The organism is Micrococcus sp. GPGPB33 (assembly GCF_037853785.1).
Lineage (GTDB): Bacteria > Actinomycetota > Actinomycetes > Actinomycetales > Micrococcaceae > Micrococcus > Micrococcus luteus.
This window is the reverse complement of sequence record NZ_JAQMWO010000002.1, coordinates 1330599-1349228: the sequence shown is the minus strand read 5'-3', so window position 1 is coordinate 1349228 and position 18630 is coordinate 1330599. Positions and strand designations below refer to the sequence as shown.

The window sequence follows — 18630 nt, the reverse complement described above, 5'->3', positions numbered from 1 at the left end:
ACGGAACCTGGAAACACGCGGGTTCTGCCCCCGGAAGGCGAGACCCGGCGGGTTCTGCCCACGGAACGCTCGCGTCGGCCGGGCACCCGACCCCCGCCCGGACCGACCCGGGCCGGCCTCACCGTCGCCCCGCTCAGTAGTACACGGCCAGCGGCCCGTGCGGTCCGTCCACCACGCTGCAGGGGGTCTTGAAGATCCGCTCCAGCACCTCAGGGCGCAGGATCTCGGCCGGGGTGCCGGTCTCCACCACCTGGCCGTCGCCCATGGCCACGATCCGGTCGGCGTAGTGGGCGGCGAAGTTGATGTCGTGCAGCACGATCACCACGGTCCGGCCCAGCTCGTCGGCGGCCCGGCGCAACTGCTGCATCATCTGCACCGAGTGCTGCATGTCCAGGTTGTTCAGCGGCTCGTCCAGCAGCACGTACTCGGTGTTCTGCGCCAGCACCATCGCCACGTACGCGCGCTGCCGCTGGCCGCCCGAGAGCTGGTCGAGGTACCGGTTCTCGAACGGGCCGAGGTTGAGGAAGTCGATCGCGTCGGACACGTGCCGCTCGTCCTCCAGGGTCAGCCGGCCGCGCGTGTACGGGTAGCGCCCGAACCCCACGAGCTGTCGCACGGTCAGCCGCGTCACGAAGTGGTTCTCCTGCCGCAGGATGGACAGGGTCTGCGCGATCTTCCGGGACGGCGTCGTGGTGATGTCGTGCCCGCCCACGGCGATCGTCCCGGCGTCGGCGTCCTGCAGCCGGCCGATCATCGTCAGCAGCGTGGACTTGCCCGCCCCGTTGGGCCCCACGAGCGCGGTCACTCCCCCGGCCTGGATGTCCAGGTCCACGGGCCCGATGCACACCTCGTCGCTGTGGCGCTTCACCACGCCGCGCAGCTCGATCACAGACGTCCCTTTCTCATCACGACGACCAGGAAGGTGATGCCGCCGATCAGCTCGATGACCACCGTGACCGCACCCCCCGCGTAGAACACGTGCCGCAGCACGAAGTAGGCGCTCGTGAGCACCGCGTACCCGGCCAGCGCCGCCACCGGGAGGATGAACCGGTGGTCGTGGGTGTCGACGAGGCTGTACGCCAGCGTCGCCACGAGGAAGCCGAGGAACGTCATCGGGCCCACGAGCGCGGTGGTCATGGCCATCAGCACGGAGACCAGCAGCAGCGTCACCATGAGCTCGCGCCGGTGGTGCAGGCCCAGGTTGGTCGCGGCGTCGGCGCCGAGCGCCACCGTGTTCAGGCGGCGGGAGCGCAGCCACAGCAGCGCGCACACGACGACGGCGATGGGCGCGGCGATCGCCACGTACTCGGTCCGGGCGTTCGAGATGTTGCCGAAGAGCCGCGCGCTCAGCAGGTCGAACGAGTTCGGGTCCAGCAGTCGCTGCATGAACGTGCTCAGCGCGGCCAGCCCGCCGCCCAGCACCACGCCCACGAGCAGCATCAGATGGACGCTGCCGTAGGGCCGGGAGAGCAGCCACGAGTACAGGGCCGTCGCCAGCGCCACCATGAGCGCGGCCTGGGCGAGGAACGGCCCCACCCCGGTCAGCACCGCGACGCCCGCGGCCCCCAGCACGTACACGGCGGCGGTCGACACGGCGGTGTAGAGCGCCTCGAACCCCATGATCGAGGGCGTGATGATGCGGTTGCCCGTCACCGTGTGGAAGCTGACGGTCGCGAAGGAGTGGCACAGCGCCACGATGCCGATCACGCCCAGGGACTCCACGCGCATCCGCGCGATCATCCAGAACGCGCGCGAACCGGGTTCGGCCTCGTTGCCCCAGAGCAGGACCCCGGCGGTGGAGAGCACGGCGACGACGGCCAGCACCGCGACGACGACCGCATACCTCCGGCGGTCGGCGGCGGTGACGAACGCGCCGGACCGGCGCGGGGCGTCGGCGTCGACGGGCCCGGCCGCGGTGGCGCCGCCGGGCGGGGCGGGGATGCGACCCGGGGCGGTCGCGAGCGGCTCAACCATGCTTGGCCTGCCTCAGCAGCAGGGCGAGGAACACGATCGCGCCCACGAGGCCCAGGATCAGCGAGATGGGCACCTCGAACGGGGCGATCACGGTGCGCCCGATCAGGTCGCAGACGATCACGATCCACACGCCGACCATGACCACCCAGGGCAGGTTCGTGCGCAGGTTGTCGCCACGGACCATGGACACGAGGTTGGGGACCACGAGCCCCAGGAACGGGAGGGCCCCGATCACCACGGTGACCACCCCGGTGGCCACGGCCACCATGGCCACGCCGGTGAGGATCACGGCGTCGTAGTTGAGGCCGACGTTCGTGGCGACGTCCTTGCCGAGGCCGGCCACGGTGAAGCGGTCCGCGATGACGAAGACCGCCACGCACACGATCAGCACGAGGAAGAGCAGCTCATACCGGCCGCGGACCACGGAGGTGAACGAGCCCGCGAACCACGCGCCCACCTGCTGCAGCATGTCCGTCTGGAGGGCGAGGAACGTCGAGGCGGCGCCCACGACGGCGCCGAGCATGATGCCCACGATCGGCACGATGAGGGAGGACTGCAGGCGCACACGCCGCAGGAAGAGGAAGAACACGAGGGTGCCGACGAAGGCGAAGAGGATGGCCCCGGCCATCCGGGTCACCAGGCCCGCCCCCGGCACGAGCACCATGGTCACCAACAAGCCGAGACCGGCCCACTCGGTGGTGCCCGTGGTGCTGGGCTCCACGAAGCGGTTCTGCGTCATGAGCTGCATGATCAGCCCGCACATCGCCATCGAGGCGCCGGCCAGCACGAGGGCGACCGTGCGCGGCACGCGCGTGATGGCGAACATCTCGCGTCCGCCCTCCGCGCCGACGTCGTACACGCCCACGAACAGCGAGACCACGACGAGGACCGCGGTCACCACGATGCCGGCCAGCAGCGGCCAAGTGCGCTGCCAGCGGGTGCGCTCGGGCCGCAGGACGGCGGGCGGGACCCAGCACACGCGGTCGCCCCGCCCCGGCTCCTCGAGCCGGGGCGGGGCGTCGGCGACGTGGTGACGCACGTCGAGAATCACTGCGCGCCTTCGAAGGCCTTCGCGAGGTCTTCCATGACGGTGGTGTGGTTCTGGATGTCCTCGGCGACGTAGAAGTCGGTGGGCAGGTACACGATGTTGCCCTCCTTCACCGCGGTCACGTCCTGGAGGGCCTCGGAGCGCTCGATCAGCTCGGCAGCGGTGGCGTTCTCCTCGCCGACGGCGGCGTCACGGTCCATGACGATCAGCCAGTCCGGGTTCGACTTCGCGATGGCCTCGACGGAGATGTCGTCGCCCTGGTGGTTGTCGGTGCCCGACTGCTCGAGGGCCGGGGTCAGGTCCAGCATGTCGAAGAACGGGCCGATGGCGCGGCCGGCGCTGGGCGCGACGTACGAGAGCTCACCGCCCGAGGCGATGAGGCCCATGACGGTCTGCTCGGGGTCGTAGGCATCCTTGGCGCGCTGGGTGGCGGCGTCGAAGTCGGCGATGAGCTTCTCGGCATCGGCCTCGTGGCCGGTGGCCTCGCCCAGCAGGGTGGTCAGTTTCTTCAGGCCTTCGTCCATGGGGGTCTGCGTGACGTCGAAGTTCGTGTCCACGACGGCGGCGTCGCCGGTCAGCTCGTCGATCTCCGCCTTGCGCTCGTTGAACCGCTGGCCGTTGAACACGACGTCCGGCTCAGCCGTGACGAACAGCTCCATGTCCGGCTCCCGGTGGTTGCCGATGTCGGCGACCGAGTCGTCCTGGAGGTAGGAGGGCCCGCCCTCGCCCTTGTACATGATCTGCTTCGGCGCGGCCGACAGCTCGACGCCCCAGTCGTCCAGGGTGCGGAAGGTGCGGTTGTCCGTGGCGATGACGGAGTCGACCTCCTCCGGCAGGGTGACCTCGGCGCCGGACATGTCGGTGACGGTGACCCCGGCCACGACGCCGCCTGAGGCGGCCGAGGAGCCGCCGGCGGCGCTCGCGGAGGACGAGGACTCGCCGGCGGCGCTCACGGAGGACGAGCCCGTGGCCGCGCCGCCGGCGGAGCAGCCGACGAGGGCGAGGGCCGCCACCGAGGTCAGGGCGAGCCTGGCGAGGCGGGGGGCGCGGGCAGAACGCGGCATGGTTCTCCTTCTGGGCGGCGGGGCTGCCCCGGGATGAGCAGTCGGGGTGGTGGGCGCGCTCCCGTGGAGGTGAGCCTTGCCTCAGTCGAATACCGTACACGAGGGTGCCGTAATCCCCCAACGGGAGTTCGACGGGTCCCGCCGCCCGGGGCCCGCGGCCTCGAGCCCCGTCAGTCCAACGGCGTCACCTCGAGGGCGAACCGCGCCCGACCCACGCGCGCCAGCACGAGGGTGGCGTGCCGTCCGGCCCCGCCACGCCGGCCCGGCTTCGCCCCGCCGAGGACGGCGCGACGCACCTCCTCGGGCGTCTCGCGGATGCCCCGCTTCTTCACGTCCAGCCGACCCACCCCGGTCTCCTTCGCCCAGCGCCGCAGGGAGGCCAGGTGGAAGCCGTGCACCGCCTCGATCCGATGGGCGCGGGCCAGGCCGTCCCGCACGGGCTCGGGCGCGACGAGGTAGGCCAGGTGGGGGTCCAGCTGCCGCGTCGGCACGGGCCAGGACGCGGCCAGGTCCGTCACGAGTCCGGCCCGGATGACGGCGCCGTCCGGCTCGTGCAGGACCGCGCCGACGAGCCCCGCCATGCCCTCCTCCCCCACGGCCTCGACCTCGGGCGAGTCGCCGAAGTCCGCGCCGGAGACGAGCTGCGCCGTCGTCGTCTCCCCGCCCCGGACGGTCATGACGCGCGCCGCCCGCCGCACCCCGGGGCGGGCCGCCGCGTTGAACCACAGGGCGGCCTCCACGACGTCGCCGTCGACGCTCACCCACTCGGCCTCGGCGCCCGCCGGCACGGCCTCGTGCGGGAGCCCCGGGCCGAGCTTGACACCGAGCGGGACGCCCGTCGCGGCGATGTCCGTCACGACGCTCAGGGGCGGGGAGAACGCCTCGGGGTCGAACACGCGCGCGGACCCGCCCCCGCCGACCTGACGGCGGGCGGGGTCCAGCCACACCGCGTCCGCCTCGGCGGGCACGTGGGCGCGGGCCCAGGCCACGGCGTCGCCGTGCACCACACGCGCTCCGCGGTGGCCGGCGAGGTTCACCTCGGCGGCCGCGGCGACGACGGCGTCCCGCTCCACCGCCACGACGTCCAGGCCCCGGTCGGCGAAGGCGCGCGCGTCCAGGCCGAGACCGCAGCCGAGGTCGGCGACGCGCCGGGCCCCCGCGGCCGCCAGCCGGTCCGCATGCAGGCCCGCGACCAGCGGGCGGGTGGCCTGCTCCAGGCCGTCGCGCGTGAACAGCATCCGGCGCGCCTCCGGCCCGAGGCGGGCCTCCGCCCGGGACCGCAGCGCGGCCTGGGTCAGCGCGGCGGCCACGCGCTCGGGCGGGTGCCCCGCGGCGCGCAGGCGGGAGGAGACCGCGAGCGCGTCGGCCTCGCGGTACCCGGCGAGGGAGTCGAGCAGTGCGCGGCCCTCCGGCTCGAGGACGGGGGCCAGGGCGGTGTCGTCCGCCTCCGAGGCGGCGGCCGTGGGGCGCGGCGAGCGGGAGGCGGGGCGGGGACGGGCCATGCCCCACACCCTAGGTCCGGAGCGTGGACACCGGGCACAGACCGGGCCGGGGCTTCTAGGATGGGCGGCATGACTCTGCCCTTCGCCGACTCCGCGCAGTCCACTCTCGGAATCGAGTGGGAGCTCGCGCTCGTGGATGCCGTGTCCGGCGAGCTGCGCTCCGAGGCCCCGGACCTGCTGCGCACCCTGCATGCGACCGAGGGCCTCGCCGAGGACGACGTGAACCCGCACATGACCAGCGAGCTCCTGCAGAACACGGTGGAGCTCGTCACGGGTGTGCACGAGCGCGTCGACGCCGCGACGGCGGACCTCGGCCGGATCGCCGCGCGCGTGGCCGACGCCGCGGCGGCGCGGGGCATCTCCCTGTTCTGCCAGGGCACGCACCCGTTCGCGGACGCGATCGCGCAGCCCTCGACGCCCAGCGAACGCTACGACCGCATGCTGGATCTCACCCAGTACTGGGGTCGGCAGATGCTGATCTTCGGCGTGCACGTGCACGTGGGCCTGGACGACGTCTCCAAGGCCATGCCGGTGGTGAACGGCCTGGTCAACCGCGTGCCGCACCTGCTCGCACTCTCGGCCTCCTCCCCCCTTCTGGGCGGGCACGGACACGGGCTACCAGTCCCAGCGCACCCTCCTGTTCCAGCAGCTGCCCACGGCCGGCCTGCCGTTCCAGTTCCAGGAGTGGGAGGACTTCGAGCGCTGCGTGGCCCAGATGGAGCAGGTGGGCATGATCGCGGACGTCACCGAGTGCCGCTGGGACGTGCGGGCCGTGCCCGCCTGGGCACGGTGGAGATGCGCGCGTGCGACGGCCTGGCCACGCTCGAGGAGATCGCCGCCGTGACCGCCTACACGCAGTGCCTCGTGGATGACCTGTCCGCGAGCCTGGAGCGCGGCGAGACGGTCGAGGTCCTGCCGCCGTGGCACGTGCAGGAGAACAAGTGGCGCGCCGCCCGGTACGGCATGGACGCCACCGTGATCGTGGACGCCCGCGGCACCCAGGTCCCGCTGGCGGAGCACCTGCCGGCGGAGATCGAGCGACTGACCCCGGTCGCCGAGCGGCTGGGCTGCGCGGCGGAGCTCGCCGGCGTCCAGGCGATGATCGACGACGGCGGCGCCGCGGCCCGGCAGCGTCGCGTGGAGGCACAGGCCCTGGCCGGCCCGCCGGCCGCGGGTGAGGACACGGATGACGCGGTGGCCCCGCTGCGCGCGGTCGTGCTGGACGCGGCGGCACGGACTCGGGAATCGTTGCGTGCATATGCGGTTGAGAAATCGAGCACGACCACGGAGGTCATCTAGGGCGTGTCTGAGAATAGATGCACGAGTCAGCTGAGACCCTGGGGACATGTCCCGGTTCCAGATGCTCTCTGACACCCAATGGGAGTTGATCGCCCCGATGCTCCCGACCCGGACCGGCCGCGCCGGCAGGCCGTTCGCCGACGCCCGCACCATGGTGGAGGCGATCATCTACCGGTACCGGTGCGGAATCGCTTGGAGGGATCTGCCCGAGGTCTACGGGCCCTGGCAGACCGTGTGGACCTGGCATCGGCGCTTGGCTGAAGAGGGCACATGGGACACGGTGCTGGCCACGCTGACCGCCGCCGCTGACGCCGAAGGCCTGATCGATTGGTCGGTCTCGGTGGACTCCACGATCGCCCGCGCCCACCAGCACGCGACGAACATCACCCGCCACACAGGGGGATGGATCGAACTACAAGAATCCGCGTGAGGAGCCGGCCGATCACGGCATCGGGCGCTCCCGTGGCGGGCTGAGCACGAAGATCCATCAGCTCGTGGACGGGACCGGGCTGCCGCTGGTCAGCCTGATCACCCCCGGCCAGGCAGGGGACTCCCCGATGCTGCTTCCTCTTCTGGCGCAGCTGCGCGTGACCCGGCCAGTAGGGCGGCCCCGGACCCGCCCCGAGGCCGTGCTGGGCGATAAGGCGTACTCCTCCCGGGCGATCCGCACCCACCTACGTGCCCGTGGGATCAAAGCGGTCATCCCCGAACCGGCCGACCAGCAGGGCCACCGCAGACGGCGCGGTGCCCGCGGCGGGCGCCCCGTCAGCCTCGACGCGGACGCCTACAAGGGCCGCAACGTCATCGAGCGTCAGTACGCGCACCTGAAGCAGTGGCGGGGTCTGGCGACCCGGTATGACAAGTACGCGATCGTCTACCGGTCCGCTGTGGTGCTGAATGCTGTGATCGCATGGTCCAAACGATTGTCAGACATGCCCTAGTGCTGTTCGCCCTGATATCGCGCCCCCAATCCGCAAGGCCGCCCCGCGGGCGTTTTTGTGAGCGCCCGAAACTCTCGTAACACTTCATTGCAGGTCGCGATAATGATTTCCTATCCTACATGCCACCCGACGATCGACGGGAAATGATCGGGTTAATACTCTCCAACGGCCCTGATCAGCCGATAAAGGGGACTGATGCACCCATGGGTGACATATCGTCTGTGGCATCCCCGCATCGCAGAGATGGATGTGCACCATGCCAGCCCCTTACCCCGAGGAGTTCCGCGAGGACGTCGTCCCCGGAGATGTGCGAGAAGTTTGAGAAGCAGTAGGCCGACTGCATCAACACAGGACCGAACCCTCGGGGCGGCAGCGGCAGTCCCCTCGGCAGGCGCGTGGCCGGATCCGTGCCGGACTGCTACTTCGACCAGGCGGTAACATAACGGGGAACTCCTTTCCTGCGGGCGCCGGCTGGTCGCAGGTTTTCGCGCCTACCTCAGCCCTGCACCGCCTGCCTCCGCCCCCCACCTTTTGGAGAGACTCCACATGAACCCGCGGAAGATCGTGATCCGTGCCTTGAAGCGTCGTCAGCTATCCGAGCTCGATAACCGCAAGCGCCTGTATGCGGAGACCGGGGCGGACGAGCAGCAACGGATCCGGCTCGACAAGCTGAACGAGGCTTGGGAGCAGGCACGGGAGGTCTCCCCCTTCTATCGGTACTGGGCGCGGAAGTACGCCCTGCCCGACCGGCTAGAGACTTTGGAACAGATCCAGAACTTCCCGCTGCTGACGAAGGAGGTGCTGCGAGAGCACCAGGACCTTGTGTTCGGTGACGGCGGCGGCGAGGCCGCCTACGTCACGGGAGGCAGCACGGGCTCACCGATGCGGTACCCCAAGAGCGACGACGAGGTCCCGGACCGCTGGGTTAACGGCTTCCTCGGACGGTCCTGGATCGGTATCGAGCCGGGGGACCCTTACCTCCATCCTTGGGGCCACAGCCATCTCTTTGGCGGGGGCCCACAGGCAGGCGTCCGCAAGGTGGTGCGCGCCGCCAAAGATCTGGCGAGCGGAGGGCATCGAGTCAATGGTTACGACCGCTCACCCGAAGCCCTCGCCTCCGTCGCGGACGAGTTGCTCCGACTCAAGCCCAAATACATCATCGGGTACGCCTCCTACATCACCCAGCTGGCCCATCACCTGATCTCTCACTGCCTCCCCGCCCCCAGCTCACTCGAATGGGTCATCCCGACGTCGGACACCTCCACCGCAGAGGACCTTGAGGTGATGGCGCGGGCCTTCGGGGCCAGAGTCGCCGGCGAGTACGGATCCGTCGAGACCGGGCTGCTGGCCCACTACGATGCGACCGCCGGCGCCCTGCGCGTCCCCTGGGCGAGCATCTACGGCGCCCTGCCCGACCCCGAGACAGGCATCCAGGTGACGACGCTCGACCCACGCCGCTTCCCGTTATTCAACTACGCCATCGGCGACGCCGTTGAGGGAGTTGACGGAGTGGATGACATCCGGTACCTGTCGACGGTTCGGGGTCGGGTGAACCAGCAGGTGGCGGTGCGTCGTCTCGATGGCACGTTCGCGAACGTCCTTCCCAATCAGTACGAACACATGCTGCGAGCCTTCCCCACCATCACCCAGGTTCAGTTCGCCCCGACGTCGGCCGGGGAGCTCACGATCTTGGCGACCGCCCCCGCGCCCACGTGGACGGACGCGGAGATCACCGCGCGAGTACACGAGGATGTCCGGAAGACGGATCAGGGGATCGACCTCACCGCGATCACGGTGAAAATGGTGCGCGAGCCCACCCTCAGTGTCGCGGGCAAGGTCCCCAAAACCCTGCCGGTGGACGCCTGGGACGGCGACCGCTGACGCGCGTCCCCATTCGGTCGCGACTTCGCAGACACCTCCAAGCGGATACCATCGATCCCATGTCCATGTGGCTCCCCAACCTCCTTTCTGCTATTACGCCCCACACCCGCGGTTTCGCGTTGCGTCAGGGCGTGTAGACGGTCGCCGGGGCTCGCGTGGACCGCACCGCAAAGATCAACGGGACGGCGATGCTCTCGAACAAGTGGGTCGAGGTCGGGGCCCAGACCTGGATCGGCGGGGGATGCCAGCCCATCGGTGGTCCCGGTGCCATGGTACGGATCGAGGACCGCTGCGACCTCGGCCCCGGTGTCATGCTGGTCGCCGGCAGTCACCACCTCGGCGACACCACGCGGCGCGCCGGCCAGGGGTACAGCGCCGGCATCACGATGGGCGCTGGGACCTGGATGGGGGCTCGGACGACGTTCCTCGCGGGCTCGTCCGTGGGCCGCGGGTGCATGGTAGCGGCCGGTGCAGTCGTGCGCGGCGAGTTCCCAGACAACGTGATGATCGGCGGAGTCCCGGCGCGCGTACTTAAGCACTTCGACGCGTGATCCACCGACAGACGCTCGCTCCGGACCAGCCAGCAGCATGAGCCGCGTAAACCTCCTCTCCATTGCCATCCGCGCCGGCGGATTCCTCTGCTCCGCGGGCCAGACCGTCCCGCTGGCGGAGCACCTGCCGGCGGAGATCGAGCGGCTGACGCCGGTGGCCGAGCGGCTGCGCTGCGCGGCCGAGCTGAGTCATGTTCACGCCATGATGGCCGAGGGCGGCGCCGCGGCCCGGCAGCGCCGTATCGAGAAGGAGGCGGCCGCCACCCCGCCGACCGAGGGGCACGACGCCGAGGACTCCGTCGCCCCGTTGCGCGCCGTGGTGCGGGACGCGGCCGCTCGGACGCGTGAATCGTTGAGAGTAGGTGCTATTGACGAGTAGGGGCCGATGTCACGATGACAGCGGTCATTCTACCTTGAGCGACCACCGCAGACGAGAGTGACGCCACCCAACTTCACGCGGCAGCATCCCCCAGGACAGCCCACTGCGGCAGGGACCCATCTCCATGGCGTGGCGTACCTGGCGCAGACCTCTCACCCTGCAGTCGGCGGTTACAGTGAGTGCATCTTCTCGCGTGTTCTTCGCTCCACCGTAGGCCGCCGCCGATACGAGAAAGTTCTTGCCAGGGCAGCCTGGTATGAGACTGACGTAACGCGGGCTGAAGCCGAGCGTTTCCAGCTGTAGCGCTTCAACGCGATGTGGTCGGCATCTCGACGCAATGTTCCTTTTTACCGCGCAGGGGCTAAGGAACACGACCTGCCCCCGCGGATCGAAACTCTCTAAGAGCTCCGGTCATTTCCAGTTCTTACCAAGCAGATCATTCAAGAACGTGAATCGCCCCGGGTTTGTTAGAGGCTCGTAAGTGCCGTCCCGGCGGGCGCCGGCACGGGGTTCTCATGATGGTAGACGTCTGAATCGCCCCGGGTTTGTTAGAGGCTCGCAAGTGCCGCCCCGGCAGGCGCCGGCACGGGGTGTTCATGATGGTATGCGTCCTCGAACTCGACCGGAGGGACCAGCTCGATCTCGCCGTGCACACGACGATGGTTGAACCAGTCGATGTACTCCGCGACCGCGATCTCCAAGTTGAGCCGCCCCCTTCATTCGGTCCGGACGTTCTGTGAGTCGTCGGTTTCCATTTGATGGGTGCACTGCCGAGCGTACTCGGCTGGGGTTAGGTAGCCGAGCGAGGAGTGCCGGCGGTGGTGGTTGTACTCGTCCTTCCAGTCGCCGATGATGACCTGTGCGTGCAGCAGCGAGTAGAAGCTGTTGATGTTGAGGCACTCGTCGCGGATCCGGCTGTTGAACGACTCGACGTACCCGTTGCGCCACGGCGAGCCCGGAGGGATGTAGGACAGGCCGGTGCGGGTGCCGGCCCAGTCGGCCATCGCCTCGCTGATGAACTCCGGCCCGTTGTCCGACCTGAGCACCGCCGGGGCGCCCCGGGCGGCGACGAGGTCCTCGAGGTGGGCGGTGAGTCGGTCGGCGGTAATCGAGCGCTCCACGAGGCCGCCGATGCACTCCCGGGTGTGTTCGTCGACGATCGAGCAGATCTTGATCGGTCGTCCGTGCTCGTCGGCGTCGAACTGGAAGTCCACCGCCCACACCACGTTCGGCGCGTCCGCCGTCGGCGCGTCGACGGTCGAGGACCCGACGCGCTTGCGTCGACGCCGCTGCGGGACCCGGAGCCCTTCGTCACGCCACAGGCGTTGGATCTTCTTGTGGTTCACCACCCACCCCTCGGCGCGGGCGTCGTGATACGCCCGCCGATACCCGTAGCGGGGATGGTCCTTCGCCCAGGCGCGCAGCCACTCCCTGAGCGCCCGATCCGGGTCCGCGACCGTGTCGCCCTTGAGCGGTCGCCGGTACGCGGAGCGGCTCAGCCCGACCAGACGGCACGCCATCCGTTCGCTCACCCGCAACTTGCGCTTGAGGTGATCGACGGCGGCGCGGCGCCTGTCCGGGCTTAGAAGTTTCCCTCAGCCAGCTCCTTGAGCGCGGCCTTCTCCAGCTCCGCTTCCGCGAGCAGACGCTTCAGGGTCGCGTTCTGCTTCTCCAGCTCCTTCAGGCGCTTTGCGTCCTCGGCCTTGAGGCCGCCGTACTGGTTCCGCCACCGGTAGTACGTCTGCTCGGACACCCCGAGCTCCCGGCACACCGCCGCGACGTCCTGACCATCGGCGAGCATCCTGTCGGCCTGCCCGAGCTTACGGACGACCTGCTCGGGGGTGTGACGCTTCCTGCTGTTCGTCATGATCTGACCAGTCTCCCTGCCCGCGACCGCGGGCAACAGGACGACTCTCATAACGACTGGACCTACGAAACGGGGTCAGCCCACCACTTTTCTTCAATCACAATGCATGGGATCCCTCTTTTGGGACCGCATCGTATACATGGCCATATTTGCCGTGAGCCAAATTATGACAATGGGAATCACAGTTCGAGACGACCATGTAAAAGCGCCACCCCATATGACCTGTGTCATGCTTCCAGCTACGACCCCGAATAACACCACCAATTGTGAAGATAGCAATGATCGATCGGAACGGCGGGAGTTCATGAAGAAGCAATCAACCCAGCGCACCATTGCCGCCACAACAAAAAGTGAGACAATTCCTCCGACAATACCGAAATTCCAAATGGCTTCACCCACCACCATGCCTGCATCTGAAAACTCTGCTGTAGAGAGATGTTCAGGCTGGGTGACTTTAACAATCTCACGCCCAAATCCAAGGGGTTTTCCTGACCACAGATCAGAGGGAACCCAGAATAATGCGGCTGCAATGAGTGTCATCCCTAAAGCGGGCTGTATTACCTGCTCCAGGTGCGCGACAGCAATGGCCCCAGCGCTCCCGACTGGGCCAACAACTGACCCAATGCCTTCCGTCTGGCCGGGAATTCTACCCTGCGCCTCCTCAAGAAATGCAAGGCGCGCCAGAGATAGCACTCCAAGCATGGGAACAACCGCAGCTAGGGTAAGCCACTTAGCTACTCTGGATGGGTTTGCCAATGACCAGATGGCTGCAACTGATAGCAACAGCGCGGCAATATTTAGGCGACCGAATCCGGAAAAAAAGAGTTCATAGTAGGCAAATATCATCACTAAAACAATAGTGGCATAAAACACCTTCCTCGACGCCTTTTTGGAGAAGCTCAGAGAAAAGCTCAGGAAAATGATGGCGGACGTTACCATGGGTGTTGGAATAACGGGGACATTTAAAAAAAGCAAAGCCGTCGACACGGCCCCTAGCAGAAGCCCGGCGTGGGCGAACCTGCGGATTTGATGATCAGAGATGCGATTGAAATTGCTGCTATTGGCCACTTTTTCTGGACATATCCATAGAATGAATAATTGAAGCGCTAGGAACATGCTCAACACTACCCAAAGGCCGTGGAAGGTTGACGTTTCAGCAAGGGGGAAGTACCCAGCAGTTGTATAAATTCCTGCTCCCGCCCCAAAGACTAGAATGCAAAACGATGTTACAGATCCCGCACTGAACGTACCCTCCCCCAACTTAATAAAGGCTGTGGCCGATACAATTGCAAGAGCTACGCCTGTAATCAGAGCAGCCTCCTGGGCGGCGCCCCCGAGCATCAGCGAAGTGATGCATGTCACCACAATAGAAAAGAGCGTGCTCGCTAATCTGAAATATATAATTCTCATGTTCCTGCATCGTTCTGTCGCGGCTCATTCTTATCACAGTAAAAGTATTCGAAATACGCTTCTGGATGCATCTCACCACTGGACACGAACCCCCGCGTTCCCACTTTGGATCCATCACCCCTGCGCCGATTGTTGTCTGGTCAGACTATGACTCAGCGCCGAAAACCACCACACAAGTGTGGATAGAGCGGTTGCAGTAACGGCTCCTGCGGCAGCCCCAGACGCCCCATACACCAGGGATAGACTAAGCACCAATGACCATCGCGGGATCAGCGTCACTAGCGAGATAGTGAGCGCGCGCCGATGGTTCCAGGTGGCCCGATGATAGCTGACAGCCACTGTGGCCACGCCCGCCAGTAATCCATCAGCTGCTACGAGAAAAAGAATGGGGCGAACTGACGGCCAGACGTCCTCTCCCAATAGAACTTCGCCGGCGAGGTACCCCAAAGCTAAAAGGGGAATTACTGCAGCGGAGTATGCCCCCACGGTGAGAGCTGCATCTCTGAGCAATAGCCGCGCCCGGATATGACTGGGACGCTCGGCATAGGCGGAGACCCGCCGAATGATAATCGGCTGAACCGCAGTGATGACAAGATTCGCCGGACCCACCAGTGTCGACGCCCCGCGGAGGGCACCCACGGTGGGCAGGCCCGCAGTCAGCCCCACTGCCATGGTCAAAACGTGCACAGAGGAGGCATTGACAAGGGCCTGTAGGGAGAAAGATGCCGATGCAACGCCCTCCCCCTGTTCGGCGCGCCACCGTGGGCGAATGGCATACCGACCGGTCAGCGCCGAGATGTAGCCGACCACGGCGGACATGCAGATCCACACTAGAAATGGCGCCTGGGCAGGAAGGTCGAAGAACACGGCACCCAGGCCAGCGATGCAGACGGCTGTGAGGACGACCAGCTCCTGGAGTATCGCGGATCGGCCGTTGCCGAACGTCACCGAGACAAGCTTGATGTAGTGCAACAGAAGCATCCCATGAAGGCCGAAACCCAACCAGATCAGGTCCGGAAGCACGAGCATGGCCCCGATGAGGACCGTCACCGGTCCAAGCACCAAACCCGCGAGCGATTGCCTGCCGGCGTGTGACTTCAGCTCAGGATCGCTGAGCTTTCGCGAGAGCAAGGGCGTGATGGTGGCTTCGCGAACGACCTGCACCGCCACGAGGAATGCCGCATAGTAGATCGAGTAGCGCCCCAGCAGGGCCAAATCTCCTGCGCGCGCCACAGCCACGAACAGCACCATGGAGGTAGCGCTGGTGGCTCCCTGGGCAACTACCGCTTTGCTTCCTCGGCGCAGTGCGGAGACATTAAGGCGTTTCCGCCGTATCACTGCGATTCCGCCAGTGCGCGTTCGAGTAGATCGAAGAAATGCGGCGCAGACGGAGAGTTTCTCCATTCGCTGTAGGCACCCGCAGCCCGCTCTCTTGCGGCGCGCCATTCACTGGGGCCCAGGGACGCGTATTCGTCAACGGCAGCCGACCAGGATGCCGCAGATCTGCTCTGCAGGACTCGCCCCGCAGAGTGACGGCGCAGGAGATCGGACCAGGGCGTGGTGTCAGAAATCACGAGAGGACACCCGACCGACAGCGCCTCGGCGATGACATGCCCGAAGTTCTCTCCGGCGGTAGGGAAGGCCATGACGTCGAAGTCAGACAAGACCTCGCGCATGCGGTTAGCGGGCACAGGACCGTGGAACACCACCTGCACGTGATCAGGCAGGGATTCCGCCAGTCTTACGCACCGCCGGGCGTAATCCTGGTCCTCGTGTGGACCCACCACCGTGAGGCGCACCGGCGAACTCACGGACTGAAGCGCCTCTAACAACACGTGAAGCCCCTTCTTGGGTGAGAGCCGCGACATGAAGACCATGTTCAATCGCCCTCCCTCGACATGCGCCTTGTCCGGAGGCAACTGCGGTGTCAATGGCAGGTCGGTATCGTTCTCACGAACGAGGACACGCGCTTCTGGGCCGAATTCGCGCCGGATGTCCTGCGCCTCGTGCGGGGTGGAGGCATGCCATATCACAGAACGCAACAGTCCAGAGCGCCGCAACCCGGCAAGGAACAACGTCTTCTTGCGGCGTTTCAACTTGAGCGCGCCTGCACTCAGCTCACCCCTAGGAGCGATAACGAGGCGTACCCCAGGGTTTACCGCAACAAAAGGCAGAACCGAGAGCGAATACTTCGGACTGAAGAGGCTGTTGAGATAAACAGCAGCAGGGTCCGTCTTCAAGCCTGCACGCAGGGCGCGGAGCCACGACCCCACGCCTCGGTCCACATATCGCACCATGGACTTGCCCACGCTGTGCCACGCGCTGGCGTCCTCCACCAGCCGATCTGCTTGGCCCAAGTCGTGGTTCGCCGTCAAGACATACGCTTCGTGGTGTTGAGGCGCCGAACGAAGCATTGCGGAGACAGTGCGAATCGGCCCACCGCCGAGATACGCCGGAGGGAAACCCGCCGTTATGATCAGCAATCTCACCGTCGGATCCCCCGCCGCTGGTGGTGGGTCGTGGCCATCGACCGGATGAAGTTCACCACTCGGCGTGAAGAGTCACCGATGGCGTAATCCTCGGGGCGAGCCGCGGGTCCATCAGCAGTATGGTCCTCGATGGTCATGCGGACCGCGTCCACGACATCCTCGGGATCCAGCCCGGTGGCGATGATGGCACCGGTGTCGATCGCCTCCGGACGCTCGATGGCGTCTCGCAAAGTGACTGCTGGGAAGCCAAGCATGGATGACTCTTCGGAGATGGTACCGGAATCCGAGATCACACACCGCGCATTGAGCTGCAGCTTGTTGTAGTCGTGGAAGCCCAGGGGCTCGTGCAGCCGCAAGTTGCTGTCGGCATTCAGGTGGAAGGCCTCGATCCGCTTGCGCGTTCGTGGATGGGTGGAGACCAAGAACGGCACGCCCTGGTCCTCCGCTACCGCGGCCAGGGACGCCAGGACCTTCTCCAGCCGGTCCTGGCGGTCCACGTTCTCCTCCCTGTGCACACTGGCCAGGAGGTACTCCCCGGGGGTGAGTCCCAGGCGCTCGAGCACATCAGAGGCCTCGATCCGGTCACGGTACGAGGTCAGGACCTCCAGCATCGGGGAACCCATCACCAGCAGCGAGGCGGGGTGAAGGCCCTCGGCGAGAAGATTGCGCCGGGAGTGCTCCGTGTAGACCAGGTTGTAGTCGCTGACATGGTCCACCAGGTGTCGGTTGATCTCTTCTGGCACGTTGGGATCGAAGGAGCGGTTGCCCGCCTCCAGGTGGAACACCGGCACCTTCATGCGCTTGCCCATGATGGCGGATACGCAGCTGTTGGTGTCCCCCAGGACAACCATCGCGTCCGGCTTCTCCTCCAGGATCACCCTCTCCGTCCCCTTCAGGACGTCGCCTAGGACACTGCCCAGAGACGAGGTGTCCGCCTCGAGGAAGTGGTCCGGGGCGCGCAGACCGAGATCCTCGAAGAAGACGCCGTTGAGGTTGTAGTCGTAGTTCTGCCCGGTATGGACCAGCACGTGGTCCGTGTGCTTCTCCAGCCGCCGGATGACACAGGCCAGCCGGATGATCTCCGGGCGTGTGCCCACCACGGTCATGACTTTCAAGCGACCGCTCATGGTCACACCACCTCAGGAATCGTGTCGGGGTTCTTGGGGTCGAAGATGTCGTTGGTCCAGAACGCGGTGTACAGCGTAGAGTCGCCCACGTTGGTGATGTTGTGTGACACGAGCGTGGGCATGTCAACGGAGACCGGGGTCTCGCCGTTCACCCGGAAAGTGTGCACGTCGGACGTCCCCAGCTTGCGCAGCGAGATCTCGGCTTCTCCTGCGAGGACCGTGAATCTCTCCACCTTGCGGCGATGGTAGTGGTCGCCGCGCGTGACACCGGGGGCAGTGGTGGAGAACGACGTCTGGCCCGATCCCCCGTGCGCGCGAACGATCTCGAAGAACGAGCCGCGGGCGTCGGCGTGGCGAATGATGTCGAGCGGCAGCCCGCCGGGGTACAGGTAGGACCGGTAGGTGTTGAACAGGTCACGATCGAAGGGAGATGCCAGATCGGGGATCTCCGTACGCTCATAGACCCGTGCCATCGCGGTCAGCCGCCGGGCGAGACCGCCTACCGTCTCGTTCACCGCGAGGTCCGCCATCGCTGACACCGGCACAGTCCCGATCAGGACGTCCGCCGCGTTCTGCGCATGCAGGAGGGTCAGTTCCCGATCCTGGTGGACCTGAGGCTCCTCTCCAGCGGCGATCAGATGACAGAACGTCGCTGTGACCGCGTTGTAGAAGGGGCGGCCGAACTCGCCGAACAGGTTGGGCAGGCGGACGTCCTCGTACCCGGCACCCCGGGAGGCTGCCGCACGGGCCAGCCTCTCCCCCGCCGCCGACTTGGCATCGCCGTACACAGAGCCGTTAGTGGCTTGGACGCTGTTGGCGAAGACCACGCGAGCCGGAGCGCGGTCGACCTCAAGGAGCACATCAGACACCTGCTGCGAGAACAGCCTGTTACCGTCGGCGACTTCACTGTCCGTCCCTCTGTTCACGCCCGCCAGGTGCAGGAGCTGATCGGCGCCGTCTAGTGCCTCGCGGGCCTCGGACGCGTCGAATCCCTCCCCCACCGGAATAAGGCGAACCTCGTGGCCTTGCTCGTGCAGGGCAGCACGGGTATGGAGCCCCAGGAATCCGTGTCCGCCGGTCATCACGTAGCGCGCCATG

The 18630-nt window shown here is 66.6% G+C and carries 17 protein-coding genes; 5 read left to right on the top strand and 12 right to left on the bottom strand.

Annotated elements, in window-relative coordinates; all coding sequences use genetic code 11:
- Window positions 1–133: 133 nt before the first annotated feature.
- From POD19_RS06505 to POD19_RS06485, 5 genes are all read right to left on the bottom strand, one after another.
- Window positions 134–889 (bottom strand): iron ABC transporter ATP-binding protein, encoded by a 756-nt coding sequence (locus POD19_RS06505; RefSeq protein ID WP_002857584.1) that lies wholly within the window; start codon window positions 887–889, stop codon window positions 134–136.
- Complete coding sequence (locus tag POD19_RS06500; RefSeq protein WP_049146677.1) at window positions 886–1974, bottom strand: iron chelate uptake ABC transporter family permease subunit; 1089 nt, start codon at window positions 1972–1974, stop codon at window positions 886–888. The genes POD19_RS06505 and POD19_RS06500 overlap by 4 nt, the downstream gene beginning before the upstream one ends.
- Window positions 1967–3025: an ABC transporter permease gene (locus POD19_RS06495; RefSeq protein WP_080695885.1), complete on the bottom strand. Its 1059-nt coding sequence runs from the start codon at window positions 3023–3025 to the stop codon at window positions 1967–1969. The genes POD19_RS06500 and POD19_RS06495 overlap by 8 nt, the downstream gene beginning before the upstream one ends.
- Window positions 3022–4086 (bottom strand): siderophore ABC transporter substrate-binding protein, encoded by a 1065-nt coding sequence (locus POD19_RS06490; protein ID WP_144819117.1) that lies wholly within the window; start codon window positions 4084–4086, stop codon window positions 3022–3024. The genes POD19_RS06495 and POD19_RS06490 overlap by 4 nt, the downstream gene beginning before the upstream one ends.
- Before the next feature lie 170 nt (window positions 4087–4256).
- A complete protein-coding gene (locus POD19_RS06485) occupies window positions 4257–5588 on the bottom strand; it encodes a class I SAM-dependent methyltransferase (protein WP_044659443.1) in 1332 nt (443 codons plus the stop codon).
- A gap of 69 nt (window positions 5589–5657) precedes the next feature.
- Between POD19_RS06485 and POD19_RS13020 the strand changes: the two genes are divergently transcribed.
- The 5 genes from POD19_RS13020 (at window position 5658) to POD19_RS06455 (ending at window position 10639) form a co-directional block, all read left to right on the top strand.
- Entirely contained in the window at window positions 5658–6887 is a 1230-nt protein-coding gene (locus POD19_RS13020; RefSeq protein WP_445299759.1) for a glutamate-cysteine ligase family protein, read from the top strand.
- Window positions 6888–6933: 46 nt separating this feature from the next.
- A protein-coding gene (locus POD19_RS06470; RefSeq protein WP_119217444.1) for an IS5 family transposase occupies window positions 6934–7828 on the top strand; the annotation gives its coding sequence in 2 pieces (ribosomal slippage) (window positions 6934–7290 and window positions 7292–7828; 894 coding nt in all).
- A 546-nt stretch (window positions 7829–8374) separates the two neighbouring features.
- On the top strand, window positions 8375–9709 hold the full coding sequence (locus tag POD19_RS06465; RefSeq protein WP_144819314.1) for a hypothetical protein: 1335 nt from the start codon (window positions 8375–8377) through the stop codon (window positions 9707–9709).
- 155 nt (window positions 9710–9864) lie between these two features.
- Window positions 9865–10260 carry an acyltransferase gene (locus POD19_RS06460; protein WP_144819312.1) on the top strand — a complete coding sequence of 132 codons (396 nt, stop codon included), beginning with the start codon at window positions 9865–9867 and terminating at the stop codon, window positions 10258–10260.
- A 37-nt stretch (window positions 10261–10297) separates the two neighbouring features.
- The gene (locus tag POD19_RS06455) at window positions 10298–10639 is read left to right on the top strand and encodes a hypothetical protein (protein ID WP_254184685.1); all 342 of its coding nucleotides are present in this window, start codon (window positions 10298–10300) and stop codon (window positions 10637–10639) included.
- A 548-nt stretch (window positions 10640–11187) separates the two neighbouring features.
- On the opposite strand, the gene POD19_RS06450 is transcribed toward POD19_RS06455, so the two are convergent.
- From POD19_RS06450 to POD19_RS06420, 7 genes are all read right to left on the bottom strand, one after another.
- Window positions 11188–11340: an IS3 family transposase gene (locus POD19_RS06450; RefSeq protein ID WP_260849760.1), complete on the bottom strand. Its 153-nt coding sequence runs from the start codon at window positions 11338–11340 to the stop codon at window positions 11188–11190.
- Window positions 11341–11355: 15 nt separating this feature from the next.
- Window positions 11356–12506 (bottom strand): IS3 family transposase gene (locus POD19_RS06445; protein WP_145930913.1). Its coding sequence is split into 2 segments (ribosomal slippage): window positions 11356–12236 and window positions 12236–12506, totalling 1152 coding nucleotides; the frame shifts between segments, so codons are not numbered across the junction.
- 93 nt (window positions 12507–12599) lie between these two features.
- Complete coding sequence (locus tag POD19_RS06440; protein ID WP_144818472.1) at window positions 12600–13847, bottom strand: hypothetical protein; 1248 nt, start codon at window positions 13845–13847, stop codon at window positions 12600–12602.
- 183 nt (window positions 13848–14030) lie between these two features.
- Window positions 14031–15167, bottom strand: a complete 1137-nt coding sequence (locus POD19_RS06435; RefSeq protein WP_144818473.1) for a hypothetical protein — start codon at window positions 15165–15167, stop codon at window positions 14031–14033.
- Between the two features lie 83 nt (window positions 15168–15250).
- Window positions 15251–16405 carry a glycosyltransferase gene (locus POD19_RS06430; RefSeq protein ID WP_101967440.1) on the bottom strand — a complete coding sequence of 385 codons (1155 nt, stop codon included), beginning with the start codon at window positions 16403–16405 and terminating at the stop codon, window positions 15251–15253.
- Window positions 16402–17532, bottom strand: coding sequence for a non-hydrolyzing UDP-N-acetylglucosamine 2-epimerase (gene wecB / locus POD19_RS06425; protein WP_101967439.1), 1131 nt, complete (start codon window positions 17530–17532; stop codon window positions 16402–16404). The genes POD19_RS06430 and wecB overlap by 4 nt, the downstream gene beginning before the upstream one ends.
- 2 nt (window positions 17533–17534) lie before the next feature.
- Window positions 17535–18629: a polysaccharide biosynthesis C-terminal domain-containing protein gene (locus POD19_RS06420; RefSeq protein WP_144818474.1), complete on the bottom strand. Its 1095-nt coding sequence runs from the start codon at window positions 18627–18629 to the stop codon at window positions 17535–17537.
- Window position 18630 lies beyond the last annotated feature (1 nt).